The sequence below is a fragment of the Anabaenopsis arnoldii genome (assembly GCF_028331025.1).
Lineage (GTDB): Bacteria > Cyanobacteriota > Cyanobacteriia > Cyanobacteriales > Nostocaceae > Anabaenopsis > Anabaenopsis arnoldii.
On sequence record NZ_JAQMUH010000135.1, the window covers coordinates 1 to 17966 of the forward strand.

Below are 17966 nucleotides of genomic sequence, written 5' to 3' on the forward strand. Positions count from 1 at the left end.
GGTACTGTGGAATTGTCAGTAAGTATGAGTGAGGAAGATATTCTGTTTACCATCACAGATCAAGGTAAAGGTATTCCCCCGGAAAAATTAGAAGCGATCTTCGGGAGGTTTCAACAAGTTGATGTATCCGACGCTCGCCAAAAAGGCGGTACAGGTCTGGGTCTGGCAATTTGTAGAAGCATTGTTGAAGAACATCAGGGTAAAATTTGGGCAGAAAGTGTATTAAATATTGGTAGCACATTTTACTTTACTATACCGAGAAAATATCTATGACAAAAAAAATTTTGATTGTCGATGATGAAAAAGATATTTGTGCTGTTTTACGAGTATCTTTAGAAAAGTTTGCCCTTTGGCAAGCAATTGTAGCCACATCCGGAAAAGAAGCTATACTCAAAGCTAAATTAGAATCCCCCGATGCAATTTTATTAGATGTATCTATGCCAGATATGGATGGTTTTCAAGTCTGGGAAAAGTTACAAGCTGATACTGCTACCCAATTGATACCAGTTATTTTAGTAACTGCAAAGGTATTATCAAAAGATCGGAAACATTTTAGCACAATGGGTGTTGCTGGAGTGATTACCAAACCTTTTAACCCCGTGACGATTTGCGAGGAAATAGTCAGAATAATATCTGAACATGATCTCAAAAAGCAAGAAAATCTCTGAATTCATACAAGCTGCTATATTGATGCTGCCAAGAAAATCCTAAACATCAATACCTATAATAACAGTATGGTATTTTTTGACCCCAAGAGATGCAGTGGTGAGCATCTACCTGGTTTTAGTCATTTCAACACTAATTCTGCCACCAAAATCAGGAATAGGCGCGGCGGGTTTACTGAGAATGACTTGCACTTTTGTGACGCGATCGCACTTTTCCAGCATAGAATCAGCGATCACACTTACTAATTTTTCTACTAAAGCAAACTTAGCTGTTTTTACCAGATGTTGTATGGAACTAATGACAGTGCGATAATCTATAGTATCTTCAATGGCATCAGTCTTAGCAACGGTGGACATATCTAACCATAACTTCACATCCACCTCAAACCACTGCCCTAATACCTGTTCTTCTGGTAGATATCCAGTGTAACCATAGCAGCGAATATTAGTTAAATGAATGCAATCCATAAGACCTTGAGAGTAAATTTGACATTTAGCGGTGACTGGAAAACTTCAACTTTCCCAGAGAAATTTGCAAGAGAATTTCAAATGATAGGATGGCTATGCTTGATTTAACACCAGCCTATCAGAATGTTAATCAACTTTGGGCTTACATATTGACCGAGACACTCAAACGCTTGGGATTGAACTGTGTAGTCATTTGTCCTGGTTCCCGTTCTACACCTTTAGTAGTCGCCTTTGTCGAGCAAATACCTGATATTGAAGCCATTTCTATTCTTGATGAGCGTTCAGCCGCTTTTTTCGCCTTGGGAAGAGCCAAAGCCACCGGGGTTCCTGTAGCATTGGTTTGCACATCTGGAACCGCAGGAGCGAATTTTTACCCCGCAATCATTGAGGCCCAAGAAAGTCGTGTACCATTGTTGGTGTTAACCAGCGATCGACCACAAGAATTAAGAAATTGTCATTCGGGGCAAACCATAGACCAAGTAAAATTATATAGTAATTACCCAAACTGGCAAGCAGAGTTAGCTATACCCTCCCCAGACTTGAAAATGCTCGGTTATCTCCGACAAACCGTCATTCATGCTTGGGAGCGCTGTCAAATTCCCACACAGGGGCCAGTTCATTTAAATATTCCCTTCCGTGACCCCCTCGCACCCATTCCCGATGGAACTGACTTGAGGAATTTACAGTCAAACTTACACCCAGAAGCCTTTTTTGCAGGTGTAGGAAAGACTAACCTCATTCCCCACTCCCCATTCCCCATTCCCCAACAGTGGTTACAATCTGAACGCGGGATCATCATCGCCGGTGTCGCTCAACCCCAAAAAGCCGAGAAATATTGTCAAGCGATCGCCCATCTTTCCCAAACACTCAACTGGCCTGTTTTAGCTGAGGGACTTTCCCCACTCAGAAATTATGCTAGCCTCAACCCATACTTAATTTCCACCTACGATATCATTTTACGTAATCAGAAACTTGCCCAAGAATTAACACCAGAAATAGTAATTCAAATTGGCGAAATGCCTACCAGTAAAGAACTACGTCACTGGCTATCTAACACCCAACCCCAATACTGGATAATTGATAGTAGTTATCAAGACCTAGACCCTTTACATGGAAAAACCACACATTTAAGGATATCTGTAGAAAATATATATGACTGGGGCGCAGTGAATAGTCACCCAGGGATTTATTTACAAAAATGGTGTTATCTAGAAATACAAGTCCGAAAAAAAATTGATGAAATATTTGCGAATATAGACGAAATAATTGAAAGTAAAATCTCGTGGGTAATTTCTCAAAATCTCCCCCCACTAACACCCCTATTTATTTCTAATAGTATGCCGGTCAGGGATGTAGAATATTTCTGGAAACCGAATAACTTAGGTGTGCAACCTTATTTTAACCGAGGTGCAAATGGCATTGATGGCATACTATCCACAGCATTAGGAATTGCACACCATCAGCAAAGTAGTGTGCTGTTAACAGGGGACTTGGCCTTATTACATGATACCAACGGATTTTTAATTAAAAACAAATTCCTAGGACATTTGACCATTGTGTTAATTAATAACAATGGTGGGGGTATTTTTGAAATGTTACCCATAGCCAAATTTGAGCCACCATTTGAAGAATTTTTTGCCACTCCCCAGAATATCGATTTTGCTCGGTTATGTGCTACATACAATATACCGCATGAGTTTATTAGTTCTTGGGAACAGTTACAGAAGAAATTGTCTGTTTTACCAAATAAGGGAATTAGAGTTTTAGAAGTCAGGACAAATAGAAAATTAGATGCTCAGTGGAGAAAAGAAAGTTTAGAGAAATTAGCGCTAGATATTGCAGTGCATCTCTTGTAAGGTAAACTAGCAGCGGGCAAGATGCCCAAACCACAAGATACAAAAGTTACTCACATAAAATTCTCAATTCTCATCTCATCTTACTATATACATCATGCACATTAACTGGCAAATAGCCAAAAACTACGAAGATATACTGTATCACAAAACCGATGGCATTGCTAAAATTACCATTAACCGTCCCCATAAACGGAATGCCTTCCGTCCCAAAACCGTCTTTGAACTGTATGACGCTTTCTGTGATGCCCGAGAAGATACTAGTATAGGCGTAGTTCTATTTACTGGTGCTGGACCACACACTGATGGTAAATACGCTTTCTGTTCTGGGGGAGATCAAAGTGTCCGAGGACAGGCCGGTTATGTTGACGATGCTGGGATCCCCCGCTTAAACGTCTTAGACTTGCAGCGACTGATTCGTTCTATGCCAAAAGTGGTAATTGCTTTAGTAGCTGGTTATGCTGTGGGTGGTGGACACGTGCTGCACTTGATTTGTGACCTCACCATTGCCGCGGATAATGCTATTTTTGGACAGACTGGCCCTAAAGTAGGCAGTTTTGACGGTGGTTTTGGTGCTAGTTATCTCGCCCGTATTGTGGGACAAAAAAAAGCACGGGAAATTTGGTTTTTATGCCGCCAATATAATGCACAACAAGCTCTAGATATGGGTTTAATTAATTGTATTGTCCCAGTAGAACAACTAGAAGCTGAAGGTATTCAATGGGCGCAAGAAATTTTAGAAAAAAGTCCGATTGCAATTCGGTGTCTAAAAGCAGCATTCAACGCTGATTGTGACGGACAAGCTGGTTTACAAGAACTGGCCGGAAACGCCACCTTACTGTATTACATGACAGAAGAGGGTTCTGAGGGAAAACAAGCCTTTTTAGAAAAACGTCCCCCGAATTTTCGCACCTTTCCTTGGCTACCTTAAAATGTCGATACTTAATCGCTTTTTTTGATTAAGCACACCAAATAAATAGAAAACCACAGATAAATACTATATTTGCGCCATCTGAGTCTTAGCCTCCTGGGAAGTGTAGGTAGTTATTTCCTCTACAGGCGCAATCATAGTATTCTCTGGATGTGTAGCCAGAGTTGGTGAAGAACCTAAAACTCTTGTTGCATCTGGTAAACCCCAAGCGTCTTCCAACGTTTCCCAAGAAGGTGCAAAAGGTGGAAGCGCCAAAGAGCAAGCTTTCCAACTTGCTTGTACGGGGCTTCCTAACTTCTGACACATTCCGCCTCGGCGACCTTCTGGCTGGTAATGACGACAATATCTACAGGCAGATGTCAAGGATTTAATGGGTTTCATTGGGGTTCATCTTTAAATGCAATTTATGATTAATTTCTATTGTTCTTATATTGTGCCTTTATATATAAATAGGTAAGATCACCAAAAAGTCATTATTTTACCTAGGTTTCAGCGATCCCCGCACCGGGATAAACTTTACGATCTCTTTATATTCTTGTTATATATGTAAATGATCACAGGAGTGGGTACACGCTTATTTAAGACTAAAAACCGCTAGGGATCAAAGATAAAGTTAGGATCATGGATTTAAATTAAATCCTAAATTGATGAATCGGGTATGGTCGGTGTCATGAAATCTCCCAGTTTACTCAGGATAAACGGCAGACTTTAAAATAAACTCATATAGTTATTAACTCATAAAGATTTAAAACTGCTTGGAAACACAAACACAACACACACCCCAACGCTGGAGTTCACCGGGTGGGGTGGGAGCCTGACACTGTGGACAAAGGGGTAAGCCATGCGATCGCCCTTGCATTCTTTTAGCCCAGGATGCAAAAGCCATCTTGGGATTCTCAATAGTGGGTGTAGTCTCACTCGGTGAACTACTGACATCACCCAGATAACTGGGATGCTCCTGTGGGATAATGCTTATGGGCTGTAAGTAATCTGGAAGAGGCTGCCAATCTTTAGTGGAAAAGCGAATATCTACCAACGGCTCAGACAAATTTTGATTTAACTTTAAAAGCACAGCGGTGCGTCCAAATGTCATGTTCTGCGCCCAAGCAGCGCTAGAAGTTGCTACGAATAAAACATGACGCTGAATTGATAACGGACGCGTATGGGTAGCAGCCACTTTTCCCACAATATCTGGCCATAACTCTAGCAAGCGCTGCAAGGGTTGTTCTTGCCATTTGGCTTGTTGTTTTAGACCATCTAAAATATGATTAACTGACTTAAACGACATCTTGAGAGATTAAAATTTTTTCAGACCTATTTAAAATAGTGGCAGATAAATATGTCAGCTAAAACACACCTGGTTTAAATATTCCCCCAGGAAGGTAAAAGTCTAGGATAGGATGAAGACAATATTTATCATTTATCCGGCTGAGTCCATGGGTATTGGATATTGCATTCTTTTTGCCTAGTACTTAGTTTCCATTCCACGGCACTGTGGACAAAACATCAATGGAGAGTCAACATGGAAATTATCAAGCGTATCCTGCGGATAATTCGCGCTAATATCAATAGCTTGCTAGGTAGTGCCGAAGATCCAGAGAAAATTCTCGAACAAGCCGTCATGGAGATGCAGGACAACTTGGTGCGATTACGACAAGGAGTCGCACAGGCCATCGCCACTCAAAAACGCACCGAAAGACAGGCCGCTGGCGCACAATCAACATCAGAAGAATGGTATCGCCGCGCTCAATTAGCACTACAACAGGGAAATGAACTTTTAGCACGGGAAGCTTTAACTAAACGCAAAGCTTATCAAGAAACGGCTACGGCTCTATCTACTCAAATAGAGCAGCAAAATGAGATAGTAGCTAGACTAAAAAAGGATATGCGATCGCTAGAGTTAAAAATCAGCGAGGCGAAAACCAAAAAAGATATGTATATAGCTCGCGCCCGTTCCGCTGAGGCTGCTGTCCGACTCCAGGATATGCTCGATACTACCTCCCCTACCAGTAGTCTCAATGCCTTTGAGCGCATGGAAGATAAAGTTTTGCAAATTGAAGCCCAATCAGAAGCCATGGCGCAACTGGGTACTGACGACTTACAAAAACAATTCGACTCCCTAGAAGCTGCTAGTGACATCGATAGGGAATTAGCAGCCCTCAAAGGTCAGGTGTTAAGTCAACAGCAATTACCTGAGAGTCAAGACCGCTAAACATTGGGCAATGAGCACATTTAGGATATATCTTAAAAAATAACGGGCTTCGGGAGGTAGGGAACCAAGCGGGAAAAATTACATTGAAATAGACAGCTACTAAAATAGTAAAAAAGAAAACTTAATCACAAAACGCGTCCACTGCCAAAGGAAAAAAAATTATGGGATTATTTGATCGAATTAGACGAGTAGTCAGCTCTAACCTCAACGACTTGGTGAATAAAGCTGAAGACCCAGAAAAAATGCTAGAACAAGCTATCCTGGAAATGCAGCAAGACTTGGTACAGTTGCGTCAAGGTGTAGCTCAGGCGATCGCTGCTCAAAAACGCACTCAGACACAGTACAATGAGTCCCAAAATGAAATCAACAAGTGGCAACGCAATGCTCAATTAGCCCTGCAAAAGGGCGATGAAAACCTAGCACGACAAGCTCTAGAACGTAAAAAGAGTTTTAGTGATACCAGTCTGGCTCTCAAAACTAGCTTAGATCAGCAAACCACTCAAACTGAAACCCTCAAGCGCAACTTAATGCAGCTAGAAAGCAAGATTTCTGAAGCCAAAACCAAAAAAGAAATGCTCAAAGCTCGCATTACCTCCGCCAAAGCCCAAGAGCAACTCGAAGGTATGGTGCGGGGGATGAGTACCAGCAGCGCCATGGCTGCATTTGAGCGCATGGAAGAAAAGGTCTTGATGCAAGAAGCTCGCGCCCAAGCCGGAGCGGAGTTGGCTGGTGCGGATTTAGAAACCCAATTTGCCCAGTTGGAAAGTAGCGATGTTGATGATGAGTTAGCAGCATTGAAGGCACAAATGCTACCACCTGCGGCAGCACCCAACCAACTACAAACACCACCAGAAAAAGAGAGCAGCGCTGCCAAATCTTATGATGTTGTTGATGCCGACTTAGAAGCCCTGAAAAGGCAATTAAATGAAATAGATTAAATGTAAGGCATATTTCCTTACTTCTACGTAATTCCCACAACTTCGCTTGTGGGATGTTACATGAGCATTCAACTATTTTTCGCTTTTCATCACCATCATTAATGACAGTATCCAGCACTTTTAAGATAAAGTATTGTGTGTGAACTTTGATTAATGTCACTTAATGGAGACTGTCATGAGTGAAGGCGTAATCACCATAACTGATAATGAATTTGAATCAGAAGTATTGCAGTCCGAGCAACCTGTGTTAGTTTACTTTTGGGCTTCCTGGTGTGGCCCATGTAAATTGATGTCGCCCTTAATTAACCTTGCGGCTACCAAATACAGCGATCGCCTGAAAATAGTTAAAATGGAGGTCGATCCTAACCCCACCACCGTGAAAAACTACCAAGTAGAAGGTGTACCAGCCTTTAGACTCGTTCAGGGAGAAAAGCTATTAGCATCCACAGAAGGAGCGATTGGCAAAGACAGATTACTTCAGTTTTTAGATAAACACTTAAGTAATAATTAGTCTAGGGGCAGTAGCTAACTAATGACTAAGGACTAATGACTAATATGCAGTTTGCTCACCGTTTACAACCCCTGCAATCCAATGTATTTGCTGATATGGACAAAGCGAAAGCTGTGGCTTTATCAGCAGGAAGGCAGTTAATTGACCTGTCCTTAGGATCTTCGGACTTACCAGCTCAACCCCACGTAATTGAAGCCATAGCCAAATCTCTCCCTGACCCGAGTACCCACGGTTACTTATTGTTTCACGGTACTCAAGGATTTCGCCAAGCAGCTGCTCGCTGGTATCAAGAAAAATTTGGTATCAAAGTTGACCCAGAAACAGAGGTGCTGCCCCTCATTGGTTCCCAGGAAGGTACAGCCCATCTACCCTTAGCAGTCCTGAATCCAGGGGATTTCGCCTTATTATTAGATCCGGGCTACCCATCCCACGCGGGGGGAGTACATTTAGCTAGTGGTCAAATATACCCAATGCCACTAAGGGCAGAAAACAATTTCTTGCCGGTATTTGCGGAGATTCCAGCAAATGTTTTGGCCCAATCCCGGATGATGGTATTGAGCTATCCTCATAATCCTACGACCGCCATCGCTCCTTTATCTTTCTTCCAAGAGGCTGTGGTTTTCTGTCAGGAACATAATTTGGTTCTAGTTCACGATTTCCCCTATGTGGATTTGGTATTTGGGGAAACTGACAATGTACCCTCTGTGCTGCAAGCTGACCCAGATAAAAGTGTCTCTATTGAATTTTTTACCCTTTCTAAGTCCTATAATATGGGGGGCTTCCGTATAGGCTACGCCATCGGTAATCCCCACTTAATTCAGGCTTTACGCCAAGTCAAAGCAGCCATTGATTTTAATCAGTATCGCGGTATTTTGAATGGTGCGATCGCCGCCCTTACAGGACCTCAAGGGGGAGTCACAGATGCTGTTAATACCTTCGCTAAACGTCGGGATGCGTTTATCACCGCTTTACACCGTATCGGTTGGCCAGTACCCACACCCGCAGGGACAATGTACATCTGGGCTAAGTTACCCTCCCATTGGGATCAAAATTCTGTGGAATTCTGCACTGAGTTAGTCAAACAAACTGGTGTAGCAGCTTCTCCGGGTGCTGGTTTTGGCAAATCTGGAGAAGGATATGTCCGCTTTGCTTTGGTACATGAACCACCGTTACTGGAAACCGCTGTGGAGAGAATTGCTAAATTTCTTCAAACTTCACACCCAGCATAAACTTAAAATAAAGTTAGGTATATTCTCAAATTACCTAACTTTAACCGTGAATGTATCTGATAAAACACTACCACTGATTAAAGAGCCTGAACGTTTATCAGCCCGTCTTGGGGAAATCCCCGCGGAGCCGGGTGTTTATTTGATGCGCGACCGGAGCGATCGCATTATCTATATAGGGAAATCACGGAAATTGCGATCGCGTGTTCGTTCCTACTTTCGCGAGGGAAATCACAAAAGCCATCGTACAGCTACCATGGTTCAGCAGGTGACGGAGATTGAATTTATTGTCACCGATACCGAAGCCGAAGCATTAGCCCTAGAAGCCAACTTAATTAAGCAGCATCAGCCATATTTTAACGTTTTACTCAAAGATGACAAAAAATATCCCTATATCTGTATTACTTGGTCAGAAGACTATCCCCGGATTTTCATCACTCGCAAACGTCAACTAGGTAACGCTCAAGATAAGTTTTACGGTCCTTATACAGATACAGGTTTATTACGAGAAATATTAAGCATATCTAAACGCATTTTTGCACTGCGACAACGACGCCAACCACTGTTTAAGGACCGTCCTTGCTTGAATTATGACCTAGGGCGATGTCCTGGTGTATGTCAACAGTTAATTTCCCCCCCAGAATACCGCAAAACTGTAGAAAAGGTGGCGATGATCTTCCAAGGAAGAACCCAGGAATTGATTGATATTCTCACAGCACAAATGCAAACCGCAGCTGAAGCCTTAAACTTTGAATTAGCGGCGCGGATTCGTGATCAAATATCTGGGTTAAAATCCTTAACCGCTGATCAAAAGGTTTCCTTACCAGATGATACAGTTTCACGGGATGCTTTAGCACTGGCAACTGACAAAGAACACGCTTGTATTCAATTATTTCAGATTCGCGCCGGGAAACTTGTAGGACGGTTGGCATTTGTCGCCAATAGTCATGCTGAACCGGGAGCGATTTTACAGCGAGTTTTAGAAGAGCATTATCAACCTGCTGATGCGGTGGAAATTCCCACAGAGATTTTAGTACAGCACGAGTTACCAGATGGGGAAATATTGGCGGATATCTTGACTCAACGCAAGGGGAGAAAAGTCACAATTTCAGTACCCCAGCGCCAAACTAAGGCAGAATTAATTGAGATGGTCCAGCGGAATGCTGAGTATGAATTACAGAGAATGCAGAAGTTAGGCGATCGCAACCATGAAGCCATGGCAGATTTAGCCGCTATTCTTAATTTACCAGATTTACCCCACCGCATGGAAGGTTATGATATTTCTCACATTCAGGGGTCTAATGCTGTGGGTTCCCAAGTTGTATTTATTGATGGGTTACCTGGTAAACAGCACTATCGCCACTACAAAATTAAAAACCCCACGGTGACAACTGGACATTCAGATGATTTTGCCAGTTTAGCTGAAGTTATCCATAGGCGATTTCGTCAGTATAGCGCCGACCCACAATTACCCAGGGTAGGGAATCCCGATTGGCCTGATTTAATTATGATTGATGGCGGTAAAGGTCAGTTATCGGCGGTGGTGGCTGTCCTGCGGGAAATGAATTTATTAGCAGACCTGCGGGTTGTCAGTTTGGCCAAGCAACGAGAAGAGATTTTTTTACCCGGACAGTCTCAACCTTTAGAAACTGACGCGGAACAACCAGGAATACAGTTATTGCGCCGGTTAAGAGATGAAGCCCATCGTTTTGCTGTGAGTTTTCATCGTCAACAACGCAGTGAGCAATTTAAGCGATCGCGTTTAGATGAAATTCCCGGCTTAGGACATCATCGACAAAAGCAGCTTTTAGGACATTTCCGCTCTGTTGATTATATCAGACAAGCCACACTCACACAACTAGCTGAGGTTCCAGGGATTGGACCGAGGTTAGCCCAAGAAATTTACAATTATTTCCATCCGCATCACAATAATTAACAATTATTTACCTGCTGGAATTCCTAGCAGGATTTAAATGATCTCTTCAATATCTCTTCAATTTTTACATTAAATGTTAACAAAATCTTAAAAGAGAAATTTTGTTACAGAGGATACAGTAATTTATCACTGTTACTTTTTCAATACAATAAAGGCTGTTAAAACATATCAGTCGCACTATAAAACCAAGCTCTCTCAAACGATTAATCATAGGGATCACTCATTTTCTAACAAATCTATAAGTGAAAATTTGATTTCTATATCTAAAGTAAGATGGTAATTTTGTAAAAATAGGATAGCATACAAAGACAATAAAAACCTCAATTTCAAACTTTCAGGAAAAGCATCAACCAATATCAAAGTTTCTTATTGCTGCATCTAAATTTAAAATTCTTGCCTTCTCGATTAATAAATAGTTACAACCAGGGGTTTAAAAATGAATACAGTCCAAAAAGTTCACTGCCCAAATTGCGGCAGTGATGCGGAAAGACACTATATTACTGATAGTCACTTAACCAGGACACAATGCCCAAGTTGCGATTACTTGATGATCAGTTGCACCTTGACCGGGAAAGTAATTGAGGCTTATGCACCTGGTATTTCTGTCACAAAACAATTGAGTGCTAAAGTTAGGTAAACACTTACTTACTGGCCCGGAGTTGTCCACAAGCAGCATCAGCTTCTAAACCACGAGAATAGCGGACACTCACAGCAATTTTTTGTTGTTTGAGAACGTTCACAAAGGCTTGAATGCGATCGCCTTTGGGGCGCTTGTAGTCAACTTCCTGGATGGGATTGTAGGGAATCAAGTTCACATGACTTTGGAATCCCCGCAGACATTTTGCTAGTTGTAAAGCGTGCTCTGGTAGGTCATTAAACCCAGCCAGGAGAATATATTCAAAAGATATACGTCTTCTCGTGATTTCCACATATTCCCGACATTCATCTAACAAGTCTTCTAGAGGATATGGTCGGGCGCTGGGAATGAGTTGTTCTCTAAGTGCTTGGTTGGGTGCGTGCAAACTCACAGCTAGAGTGACTTGTAAATTCTGTCGGGCAAATTGACGGATGCGATCGCGAATACCAACGGTAGAAACAGTCAGCGATCGCTGTCCAATACCCACGTCTTGATTTAAGCATCTTAAAGATGCTAATACATTATCAGTATTTAATAACGGTTCACCCATCCCCATAAATACCACATGGCTAACCCGTTCCTGAAAATCTTCTTGCACCGTCAATACTTGATCGACGATTTCATGTATTTCTAAGTTGCGAGTGTAGCCACCCTTACCAGTAGCGCAAAAATCACAGGCCATGGGACAACCTACCTGAGTAGAAACACAAACTGTCAGCCGTTTTGCCGTGGGAATACCAACAGTTTCAATGATTTGATCATCTGCAAGTCGTAACAGATATTTTATCGTGCCATCCGGTGCCACAGCACGATGATGTATCGTTGAACGTCCAATGGGGATTTCTGCAAGTTCTGCACGCCACTGTTTAGGAAAGACAGAAATATCAGCTAGCGATCGCACACCCTGATGATAAATCGAATCGTGCAGCTGTTTACCTCGATAAGCTGGCTGTCCCTGCTGTTGTACCCACCCGCTTAACTCGGAAACAGAAGCACCTAGTAGGGGCGGAATTATTGCTGATTTGACTGAATTTACCTGAGAAACAAGAGGCGTAGCAGACATAAATAATCAAAAATTGATACTTGATTTCTATGCTACAACTTTCAAATCATTTTGGGCGTGCTTCTCTTGAAGGGGGGACAAATGAACCACAGCAGGCCAGAAAACACAGCCAACTAGGAAAAATCATCTAGCGTTTCCACCTTTAGTGAGCAAACCAAATTATCTGTGTCCATCTGTGGTTAATTAACCCTTAAAAGTACCTACCAAACAGAGAACTGCTATATTTATCTAGTATTTATACTTAGGTAACCAGAAATTTTTCCACTTGAAACTCTGCTGATTCGACAATTGGGTAGGTTTCGCCCATGGCTTGGGCGAATTTGGCTGCAATTATTTGTAAATCTTCTCCGGGTATGGCTTGCCACTGTTCTCTTGTTGCCCAACGAATAATTAAAATAAGTTCTGTGGGGTCATTGGGGTTAGTCCATACTTCTTTACCCAAAAATCCTGGATACTTAGCCAGGGTTGTTGTCCAAATTTCGCTATCCTTCTGGATGTAATTTGCTCGCGCTTCTCGGGGAACTTGAAATTTCAGGAGTTCTATCACCACACTATTTAATTTCCTTTCTGTTTTTCAGAATTTGCCAAAATAGAAATGTAGGCTAAAATCACAACTTTTCCAGCATAGCTTGATGACTACACTCAACAGTCAAACTCAGCTAGCGGAGAATAAGGAACACCGAAGAAAGTATGGATAGTAATAATTGGTTACAACAGTTAATGATGCTCGGTATTGGTACAACGTCTTTGGTAGCTGAAAAAATGCGCCAAGTCAGTGACGATTTGGTCAAGGACGGTAAACTCGATCCTGAACAAGCTAAGGCGGTCATGGATGATATTGTACAGCAGTTAAGGTCAGACCAAGGAAACTGGGAAGAGCAAATGCAGCGACAAATGCGGAATGTTATGCAGGATTTCGGCGTTGCTCGTCAATCTGAAGTGGATGAATTACGGGGTAGAATTGACCGTTTAGAGCGTCAAGTGCGTGATTTAGAAAATAAGCTTTGGCGTTAAACTAAATTGTGTCCTCTTGATCATCTGAAAAATGTCAGGTTGCCTCATTAGGGAGAGCTAATTTTGAAATCAATTTTTCTCAGCGTGGGTTTCATGCTGGTTTGTGTTTTAGTTCTGGTATTAGCACAAGTTGGTAATAAAGTCAACTCTGCTGTTGCCGCTAATTTAACAGAAACTACACCAGCACCCACGAATGTCACCAAAAACCAAACCTTGATTGCGAGTAATAGTATGTCTGATACCAGTGTTGTAACTAATCCATCTGGATTGAAATATGTGGAATTGGAAGAGGGAACTGGGGCGAGTCCTGAACGGGGACAAACCGTTGTAGTTCACTACACCGGTACTTTAGAAAATGGGAAGAAGTTTGATAGCTCACGCGATCGCAATAGTCCCTTCGAGTTTAAAATCGGTATCGGACAGGTGATCAAAGGTTGGGATGAAGGACTAAGCACCATGAAAGTAGGCGGTCGTCGTCAGTTAATCATTCCCCCGGAGTTAGGTTATGGTTCCCGTGGTGCTGGTGGTGTGATTCCACCCAACGCTACTTTGCTGTTTGACGTGGAATTACTGGGTATTAAGTAGGAAATATAGCAGTTATCTGTTTGGTGAGGTACTTTTAAGGGTTAATTAACCACAGAGGTACACAGATGGACACAGATAATTCGGGTTCCTCACTAGACCTGAAAACGCTATCAGGGAAGGGGATGGAAGTGTGGGAGCATTAAGCCTATTTCTTCTTTCCCCAATTCCCAATTAATTATTATTACTAATAATGACCTTGTTTCGCTAAATTTTTAAACTTTGTAAACTGCGGATCAAATAAAAGTTTTATGGTTCCCGTCGGACCGTTACGGTGTTTCGCGATGATGATTTCTGCAATTCCTCGATCTGGACTGTCGGGATTATAATAATCATCGCGGTATAACATGACAACTAAATCCGCGTCTTGCTCAATACTGCCGCTTTCTCTCAAATCTGACAACATGGGGCGCTTATTGGTACGCGCTTCTACACCACGACTCAACTGAGATAAGGCAATTACTGGTACAGATAATTCCCGGGCTAAACCTTTGAGAGAACGAGTAATTCGGGATAGTTCTTGCACGCGGTTATCACCTGCACCCTCCATTAATTGCAAATAATCTATGACAATTAATCCTAATTCTGTTCCTTGTTCTGCTTGCAGTCGTCTGGACTGACTACGCATTTGGGTGATGGTAATATTAGCTGTATCATCAATAAAAAGGGGTAGGTCTGAAAGTTTATCAATGGCACGGCTTAAAGGTTCCCATTGTGTTTGACTAATGCGTCCACTGCGCAGATAACCAGTTTCAATCCCCGCTTCACTAGCTAATAGTCTCTGTACTAGCTGTTCTTTGGACATTTCTAAGCTGAAAAAGGCAATTGGTAATTTATAACCAGCTGCAATGTTGTGAGCCAGATTCAAGCAAAATGCCGTTTTCCCCATTGATGGCCTACCGGCGATGATAATTAAATCAGAACGCTGAAAGCCAGTGGTCATGGAGTCTAAATCATAGAAACCACAAGGAATTCCCGGTAAGGCAATACCTTGGTGGCGAGTTTCAATATCTTGAAAGGTATTAATCAGAGTATCAGAAATGTGAGTTAGACCTAATTGGGGACGTTCTTGAGTAACACCAAAAACTTTTTGTTCTGCTTGGTCTAAAATTATCGGTAGTTCGCTTTCTGTCTCGTAACCAAGATGAACAATTTCGTTACCAGCTTTAATTAATTGCCGTCGCAGGTACTTTTCCATCACCAAACCGGCTAAGGCATCAATGTTAACAGCTGAGACTGTGCGGTCTACGAGAGTAGCTAATTTATTTCTCCCACCAATGCGGGCGAGGAGATCGTGATCGGCTAACCAACTGGTAACTGAGAGTAAATCTGTGGGTTTACCTTGAGCATGAAGGCGCAGCGCCGCTTGATAGATATCTTTGTGGGCGCTGATATAAAAGGCTATAGGTAAGAGGCGATCGCTTACTCGCCCAATGGCTTCTGGATCTAGTAAAATTCCCCCCAAAATCGCTTCTTCTGCTTCAATATTTTGGGGTGGTAGGCGATCGCTACCATTACCTTGAAAACTCAGTTCTTCAGACATAAGCCATTTAAGAAAAGTTGGGACTTCTTGTACAGACGCGATTATATGGCTGACGCACAGCGGTAGCTATCGCGTCTGTACTCCACACAACACCAAAATTTAACTGGCTACAACTTCAATATTGACCTGAGCGCTGACATCAGAATATAGCTTGACTTCGGCCTGGTAAGTCCCAAGATGGTTAATATCGGGAATAGAAATACCACGGCGATCAACTTCTTCACCGGTAGCTGTTTTGATCGCTTCTGCTACGTCTTGGGTAGTTACTGTCCCGAAAATCGCTTCGTTTTCACCCAGGGGTTTAGCAATTTGCAAGCTAGCAATTTTTTCTAAAGCTGCTTTTCGCTCTAAAGCTTGTTGACGCAGTTCTAATTGGCGTTGACGCTCTTTCTCCCGACGGCGTTCTACTTGTTTGAGAATACCAGGAGTGGCATGGGTTGCCAACTTTTGGGGAATGAGATAGTTACGAGCATAGCCGGGAGCTACATCTACTAAGTCGCCGGATTTTCCCAACTTGCTAATATCTTGATTTAAAACTAACTGTACACGTTTGGCCATCTTTTTTGTTTTTCTGTGTAAAATTTGATTAACTTGGGTTTTAGCGGCATCATCTGTTGATTAACCCCAGTAGCTTCGCTTATACCCTAAAGCTTACAGATCCTAGCGAATCATAGGGGTCGATCGCAACTATTTATTGATCAATTATCTCAATCAGGATTCACCCCCAGGCGCAAAGGCGCAAATGTCATATTTGCTATACCCACAGTGAGACAAATTCAAAGTTATTGCTGCTAAATAAGCCTTGGTCACTGAGTTTTAACTCAGGAATTACCAGCAGCGCCATAAAGCCCAGGGTCATGAAAGGTGCAGAAAGTTTGGAACCTAGATCTTTTGCCAAAGCATCCAGTTGTCCATACTCCTCGGCTACGGTGTAACCATCATCACCACTCATCAATCCAGCCACCGGTAGGGGAAGCGCTTTGACGGTTTTACCTTCAACAACAGCAATACCTCCTTGGGCTTGAATGACTGCATTCACTGCCCTAGAGATTTCCTCATCCGTTGTACCCACCGCTACTATATTATGAGAATCATGGGCAACACTGGAGGCGATCGCCCCTCGTTGTAGTCCAAAATTGTGGATCAGACCCATAGCAGGTGGTCTGTTTTGATAACGATTGACTACGGCGATCTTGAGGATGTCATTCTCTAAGTCTGCCACCACTTCACCATTCTCAATATTAGCCAATATATGCTTTTCCGTGGTTAGTAATTGTCCGTCCCACACCTCAATTACCCTCACCGTTGAACCTGCGGCAACAATTCGGAAATCACTTGCTTGTTTTGGCTTCGCAGTAAAATTATTTACAAATAATGCCGGGACATAGGGTAACAGTGCTTGACCTTCTTTCGCCACCAATACACCTTGGCAATAGGTACACTGCACTGTAAACTCCTCTAAATTATTCACTACTATGAAATCCGCAGGATCTGCAACTTGTAATAAACCCACATTGAGGTTGTAGTGTCTTACTGGGTTGACACAAGCAATTTGCAACACATTCATGACATCATGACCCAATATTAGGGAATGGCGCACCAGTTCATTAATGTGTCCCCTCACCAAATCATCAGGATGCAAATCATCACTACAAAACATACATTGGTCAGGGTGAGAATCAATTAAGCTGTGGAGGGCTAAATAGTTTTTAGCTGCTGAACCTTCACGAATCAGAATCTTCATCCCCACAGCGATTTTGTCTAAAGCTTCCTCTAGAGTTGAACACTCATGATCAGTTGTAATATTGGCATCAGCATACTTTTGTAAGTCTTGACCAGATAGTCCTGGCGCGTGTCCATCAATGGGATATCCTAATTTTTTAGCCAAATCAATCTTTGAGATTACCTCAGTGTTATTCCCTAGGACACCAGGGACATTCATCACTTCACTCAGATAAGAAATCCCAGGATGTTGGAATAATTGCTTGATTTCCATGGCGGTAAGGTTTGCACCTGCTGTTTCAAATGTCGTTGCGGGAACACAACTAGGTGCGCCGAATGCTATTTTAAATAGTGTTTGGGTGGCATTGGTGAGCATAAACTCCACACCGGCCATTCCTAAGACATTGGCTATTTCGTGAGGATCACAAACCGCTCCTACCGTACCATGCACCGTAGCTATACGGGCAAATTCTGTCGGCACTAGCATTGAGCTTTCGATATGGACATGGGCATCAATAAAACCTGGAAGTATGTATTGTTGGTAACTCTGTTTTGGTTCCTGTTCAATTGATTGAATACGCCCTTGAGCAATGGTAATTGTACCAGGAAATATGGTTTTGTGGATAACGTCTACAATTTGCCCAGAAATTTTAAAGGTTGACATC

The 17966-nt window shown here is 42.4% G+C and carries 20 protein-coding genes; 12 read left to right on the forward strand and 8 right to left on the reverse strand.

All coding sequences use genetic code 11. From position 1 onward, the window contains the following. Both PN457_RS12055 and PN457_RS12060 read left to right on the forward strand, forming a co-directional pair. On the forward strand, positions 1-273 hold a 273-nt coding region (locus PN457_RS12055), incomplete at its 5' end, for a sensor histidine kinase (protein WP_271733581.1). Then, on the forward strand, positions 270-668 hold the full coding sequence (locus PN457_RS12060) for a response regulator (RefSeq protein WP_271733582.1): 399 nt from the start codon (positions 270-272) through the stop codon (positions 666-668). The genes PN457_RS12055 and PN457_RS12060, both read left to right, overlap by 4 nt. A 105-nt stretch (positions 669-773) precedes the next feature. Here the strand turns inward: PN457_RS12060 and folB are convergent, their stop codons facing one another. Beyond that, on the reverse strand, positions 774-1133 hold the full coding sequence (folB, locus tag PN457_RS12065; RefSeq protein ID WP_271733583.1) for a dihydroneopterin aldolase: 360 nt from the start codon (positions 1131-1133) through the stop codon (positions 774-776). Positions 1134-1228: 95 nt separating this feature from the next. Here folB and menD point away from each other — a divergent pair, with 95 nt between their 5' ends. Continuing rightward, entirely contained in the window at positions 1229-2989 is a 1761-nt protein-coding gene (menD, locus tag PN457_RS12070) for a 2-succinyl-5-enolpyruvyl-6-hydroxy-3-cyclohexene-1-carboxylic-acid synthase (RefSeq protein WP_271733585.1), read from the forward strand. A 94-nt stretch (positions 2990-3083) separates the two neighbouring features. After that, the gene (gene menB / locus PN457_RS12075) at positions 3084-3917 is read left to right on the forward strand and encodes a 1,4-dihydroxy-2-naphthoyl-CoA synthase (RefSeq protein WP_271733586.1); all 834 of its coding nucleotides are present in this window, start codon (positions 3084-3086) and stop codon (positions 3915-3917) included. 66 nt (positions 3918-3983) lie between these two features. Here the strand turns inward: menB and PN457_RS12080 are convergent, their stop codons facing one another. Together PN457_RS12080 and PN457_RS12085 are read right to left on the reverse strand one after the other, a co-directional pair. After that, positions 3984-4298: a hypothetical protein gene (locus PN457_RS12080; protein ID WP_271733587.1), complete on the reverse strand. Its 315-nt coding sequence runs from the start codon at positions 4296-4298 to the stop codon at positions 3984-3986. 364 nt (positions 4299-4662) lie between these two features. Further along, complete coding sequence (locus tag PN457_RS12085; RefSeq protein ID WP_271733588.1) at positions 4663-5205, reverse strand: DciA family protein; 543 nt, start codon at positions 5203-5205, stop codon at positions 4663-4665. 234 nt (positions 5206-5439) lie between these two features. On the opposite strand from PN457_RS12085, the gene PN457_RS12090 reads away from it, so the two are divergent. The 6 genes from PN457_RS12090 (at position 5440) to PN457_RS12115 (ending at position 11377) form a co-directional block, all read left to right on the forward strand. Then, positions 5440-6129 carry a PspA/IM30 family protein gene (locus tag PN457_RS12090; RefSeq protein WP_271733589.1) on the forward strand — a complete coding sequence of 230 codons (690 nt, stop codon included), beginning with the start codon at positions 5440-5442 and terminating at the stop codon, positions 6127-6129. A 161-nt stretch (positions 6130-6290) separates the two neighbouring features. Beyond that, complete coding sequence (locus tag PN457_RS12095) at positions 6291-7067, forward strand: PspA/IM30 family protein (protein ID WP_271733590.1); 777 nt, start codon at positions 6291-6293, stop codon at positions 7065-7067. Positions 7068-7242: 175 nt separating this feature from the next. Continuing rightward, positions 7243-7578, forward strand: a complete 336-nt coding sequence (locus tag PN457_RS12100; RefSeq protein WP_271733591.1) for a thioredoxin family protein — start codon at positions 7243-7245, stop codon at positions 7576-7578. A gap of 44 nt (positions 7579-7622) precedes the next feature. Then, the gene (locus PN457_RS12105; RefSeq protein WP_271733612.1) at positions 7623-8807 is read left to right on the forward strand and encodes an LL-diaminopimelate aminotransferase; all 1185 of its coding nucleotides are present in this window, start codon (positions 7623-7625) and stop codon (positions 8805-8807) included. A 46-nt stretch (positions 8808-8853) separates the two neighbouring features. Next, positions 8854-10740, forward strand: coding sequence for an excinuclease ABC subunit UvrC (uvrC, locus tag PN457_RS12110; RefSeq protein WP_271733593.1), 1887 nt, complete (start codon positions 8854-8856; stop codon positions 10738-10740). A 436-nt stretch (positions 10741-11176) separates the two neighbouring features. Next, positions 11177-11377, forward strand: coding sequence for a replication restart DNA helicase PriA (locus PN457_RS12115; protein ID WP_271733594.1), 201 nt, complete (start codon positions 11177-11179; stop codon positions 11375-11377). Positions 11378-11381: 4 nt separating this feature from the next. Here the strand turns inward: PN457_RS12115 and rlmN are convergent, their stop codons facing one another. After that, entirely contained in the window at positions 11382-12440 is a 1059-nt protein-coding gene (rlmN, locus tag PN457_RS12120) for a dual-specificity RNA methyltransferase RlmN (protein WP_271733595.1), read from the reverse strand. 241 nt (positions 12441-12681) lie between these two features. Continuing rightward, complete coding sequence (locus tag PN457_RS12125; protein WP_271733596.1) at positions 12682-12990, reverse strand: TIGR03792 family protein; 309 nt, start codon at positions 12988-12990, stop codon at positions 12682-12684. Between the two features lie 140 nt (positions 12991-13130). Between PN457_RS12125 and PN457_RS12130 the strand changes: the two genes are divergently transcribed. Continuing rightward, entirely contained in the window at positions 13131-13454 is a 324-nt protein-coding gene (locus PN457_RS12130; protein WP_271733597.1) for a phasin family protein, read from the forward strand. Between the two features lie 63 nt (positions 13455-13517). Beyond that, entirely contained in the window at positions 13518-14039 is a 522-nt protein-coding gene (locus PN457_RS12135) for an FKBP-type peptidyl-prolyl cis-trans isomerase (protein WP_271733599.1), read from the forward strand. Between the two features lie 184 nt (positions 14040-14223). Here PN457_RS12135 and dnaB read toward each other — a convergent pair whose 3' ends face one another. The 3 genes from dnaB to ade form a co-directional block, all read right to left on the reverse strand. Then, a complete protein-coding gene (dnaB, locus tag PN457_RS12140; RefSeq protein ID WP_271733600.1) occupies positions 14224-15579 on the reverse strand; it encodes a replicative DNA helicase in 1356 nt (451 codons plus the stop codon). Positions 15580-15678: 99 nt separating this feature from the next. Continuing rightward, complete coding sequence (gene rplI, locus PN457_RS12145) at positions 15679-16137, reverse strand: 50S ribosomal protein L9 (RefSeq protein ID WP_271733602.1); 459 nt, start codon at positions 16135-16137, stop codon at positions 15679-15681. A gap of 196 nt (positions 16138-16333) precedes the next feature. After that, positions 16334-17965, reverse strand: a complete 1632-nt coding sequence (ade, locus tag PN457_RS12150; protein WP_271733603.1) for an adenine deaminase — start codon at positions 17963-17965, stop codon at positions 16334-16336. Position 17966: the final 1 nt, after the last annotated feature.